The organism is Mesorhizobium sp. M1A.F.Ca.IN.020.06.1.1, from assembly GCF_004023265.1.
Classification (GTDB): domain Bacteria; phylum Pseudomonadota; class Alphaproteobacteria; order Rhizobiales; family Rhizobiaceae; genus Mesorhizobium.
The window spans coordinates 1-3,126 of the sequence record NZ_RZSR01000723.1; the positions used below are offsets into that span (position 1 = coordinate 1).

Here is a 3,126-nt window from a genome sequence, read left to right on the forward strand (position 1 = left end):
GTCAAGCCGAACACCGGCGTTCAGGAGATCGCCGACCAGCTGGAGCGGCGCGGCCTGGTCAGCGATGCGCGCATCTTCAGGCTGGGGGTGCGTGCCACCGGCAACGATTCCGCGCTGAAGGCCGGCGAATACGCCATCAAGCCGCGTGCCTCGATGCGCGACATCATGGAGCTGTTCAAGAGCGGCAAGTCGGTGATGTATTCGCTGACCATCCCAGAGGGGCTCACGGTTGAGCAGGCGCTGCAGCGCGTGGCCGAGCAGGAGGCGCTGACCGGCGACATGCCGTCGGCCATGCCGCCCGAGGGCAGCATCGCGACCGACACGCTGCGCTTCACGCGCGGCGCCACCCGGCAGCAGATGGTCGAAAAGCTGGTCGCCGACCAAAAGAAGCTGGTCGAGGACGTCTGGGCGCATCGCGCGCCCGACCTGCCGATCGCCAATATGGAGGACTTCGTCATCCTGGCCTCGATCGTCGAGAAGGAGACGGGCAGGGGCGACGAGCGCTCGCGCGTGGCCGCGGTCTTCCTCAACCGGCTCGCCAAGGGCATGCGGCTGCAGTCGGATCCGACCATCATCTACGGCCTGTTCGGCGGCAAGGGCAAACCGGCCGACAGGCCGATCTATCAGTCCGACATCGAGAAGCAGACGCCGTATAACACCTATCTGATCAAGGGCCTGCCGCCGACGCCGATCGCCAATCCGGGCCGCGCCGCACTCGAGGCGGTGGCCAATCCGTCGAAGACCGACGACCTTTATTTCGTCGCCGACGGCAATGGCGGCCATGTCTTTGCCGCGACGCTGGAAGAGCACAACCAGAACGTCGCCCGCTATCGGGCGGTGCAGAAGAAGCAGGCCGATGCGGCAGCCAAGGCCTCCGGCCAGACGACGGCGCCGGCCACTCCCGACGACGGTGCCAGTGCAGGCGCCAGCGGCGAGAATGGCGACGCGGCCCAGTAGGCCGCGGTGATTGCCGGATCTGGCCCGCCTCCTTTGACGCCGGGCCGTATTCATGTTTTGAGGGGACATCCGACGCTGGCCAGAGGTCCGGCGTCTTGCTAGGGGCGCATGCTCGGGCAATCGCGCCGGGCCTGCGTCAAGGGGTGACACGCATCATGAACGTGCAGAGCATGACCGGTTTCGCGCGAGCCGTCGCTGAGCTCGACGGCACGTCGATCGCCTGGGAAGTCAAATCGGTCAACGGCAAGAGCGTCGAGGTCAGGCTGAGGCTGCCGCAGGGTTTCGACCGGCTGGAGCCCGCTGTAAGGCAGACCGTGCAGAAGCGCTTCGCGCGCGGCAATTTCCAGGCAACGCTGACTGTCGCGCGCGCCGCCGCCCAGCAGGCGCAGCCGGTGGTCAACGAGGCGTTCCTGAAGGACCTGGCGGGACTGGCCAAGCGCCTCCAGGAGCAGTTCGGCACCGCGCCGGCGACGGCTGACGGTCTGCTGGCGCTGCGCGGCGTGCTCGACATCCTGGAGACGGTCGAGACCGAGGAGGAGCGCGCCGCCCTCGACGCGACGATCCTGTCGGCGCTGGACATGGCGCTGGCCGGATTGGAGCAGGCAAGGCAGAGCGAAGGTGCCGCGCTGCGCCAGTTGTTGTCCGGCCATATCGACGCCATCGAGGCGCTGACGCTGAAGGCCGAGGCCGACCCGTCGCGCGAGCCGGCGGCGATCCGCGAGCGCATCACCGAACAGGTCCGCCTGCTGATGGATGCGTCGGCCAATCTCGACGCGGTCCGTCTGCACCAGGAAGCGGCCTTCCTCGCCACCAAGGCCGATATCCGCGAGGAGATCGACCGGCTGAAGACGCATGTCGCATCAGGCCGCACGCTGCTTTCCAGCGGCGGCGCCGTCGGCCGCAAGCTCGATTTTCTGGCGCAGGAATTCAATCGCGAATCGAATACCTTGTGTTCCAAGTCGAATGCCGCCGCGGTTACCGCGATCGGGCTGGAGCTCAAGGCGGTGGTCGACCAGTTTCGCGAGCAGGTTCAGAATCTGGAGTGACGGGGATGGTTGCCAAGGAGCCTACGGCCGCCAGGGATCTGGGGTCCCGCATCCGCCGCCGCGGGCTGATGCTGGTGCTGTCGTCGCCGTCGGGCGCCGGCAAGTCGACGATCGCGCGCAATCTTCTGGAAAGCGATTCGAGCCTGGAGCTGTCGGTCTCCGTCACCACCAGGCCGCGTCGCGGCTCGGAGATCGAGGGCGTCCATTATCTTTTCCGCACCATGCGCGAGTTCGAACGGCTGCGCGATTCCGACGCGCTGCTCGAATGGGCCGAGGTGCACGGCAATTTCTATGCGACGCCGCGCGAGCCGGCCGAGGCAGCACTTGCCGAAGGCCGCGACATGCTGTTCGACATCGACTGGCAGGGCGCCCAGCAGCTCAAGGAGAAGATGCGCGCCGACATTGTCTCGATCTTCATCCTGCCCCCTTCGATGAAGGAGTTGAAGGCGCGCCTGAAGCGCCGCGCCGAGGACCAGGAGCAGGTCATCGAGACCAGGCTGAAGAATGCCCGCGTCGAGATCGAGCACTGGAAGGAATATGACTTCGTCATCGTCAACGACGATCTCGACCGCGCCTTTGCCGAGGTGCGTGCAATCGTTACAGCCGAGCGCCTGCGCCGCGACCGTCGGCCGGGCCTGTTCGATTTCATCTCGGGCTTGCTGGACGAGAAGACGGAGTGAGAGGCAGTGCCTCCCCTTCTCCCACAAGGGGAGAAGAAGGCCGGCGGGCTACAGCGCGTTCGTCAACCTTACGAACTCTTCGACACTCAGCGTCTCGGCCCGGCGCGTCGGGTCGATGCCGGCGCGGGTGAGCAGGGCCTCTCCGCCCAAGCTCTTCACGCTTTGCCGCAGCATCTTGCGGCGCTGGCCGAAGGCGGCTTCGGTGATGCGGCCCAGCCTCTTGCCGTCGGTGGGCAGGGGAGATGGACGCGGCACCAGATGCACCACCGAGGACGTGACCTTCGGCGGCGGAGTGAAAGCCTGCGGCGGCACGTCGAAGGCGATCTTTGCCTCGGTGCGCCAGCCGGCAAGCACGCCGAGCCGGCCATAGGCGTCGCTGCCCGGGCTTGCTGTGATGCGCTCGGCCACCTCGCGCTGGAACATCAGCGTCATCGATTGATAGA

Annotated in this window: 4 protein-coding genes; 3 read left to right on the plus strand and 1 reads right to left on the minus strand. The window is 66.6% G+C overall.

Translation table 11 applies throughout. The features are described 5' to 3' along the window. The 3 genes from mltG to gmk all read left to right on the plus strand — a co-directional run. A partial coding sequence (gene mltG / locus EOA60_RS25770) for an endolytic transglycosylase MltG (protein WP_128312106.1) occupies window positions 1-957 on the plus strand: 957 nt, incomplete at its 5' end. A 155-nt stretch (window positions 958-1,112) separates the two neighbouring features. Next, window positions 1,113-2,003, plus strand: coding sequence for a YicC/YloC family endoribonuclease (locus EOA60_RS25775; protein ID WP_095823646.1), 891 nt, complete (start codon window positions 1,113-1,115; stop codon window positions 2,001-2,003). Between the two features lie 5 nt (window positions 2,004-2,008). Then, complete coding sequence (gmk, locus tag EOA60_RS25780; protein WP_066995702.1) at window positions 2,009-2,683, plus strand: guanylate kinase; 675 nt, start codon at window positions 2,009-2,011, stop codon at window positions 2,681-2,683. A gap of 48 nt (window positions 2,684-2,731) precedes the next feature. Here the strand turns inward: gmk and EOA60_RS25785 are convergent. Beyond that, window positions 2,732-3,126: rRNA adenine dimethyltransferase family protein (locus EOA60_RS25785; RefSeq protein ID WP_281060777.1), on the minus strand; the 395-nt coding region annotated here is incomplete at its 5' end.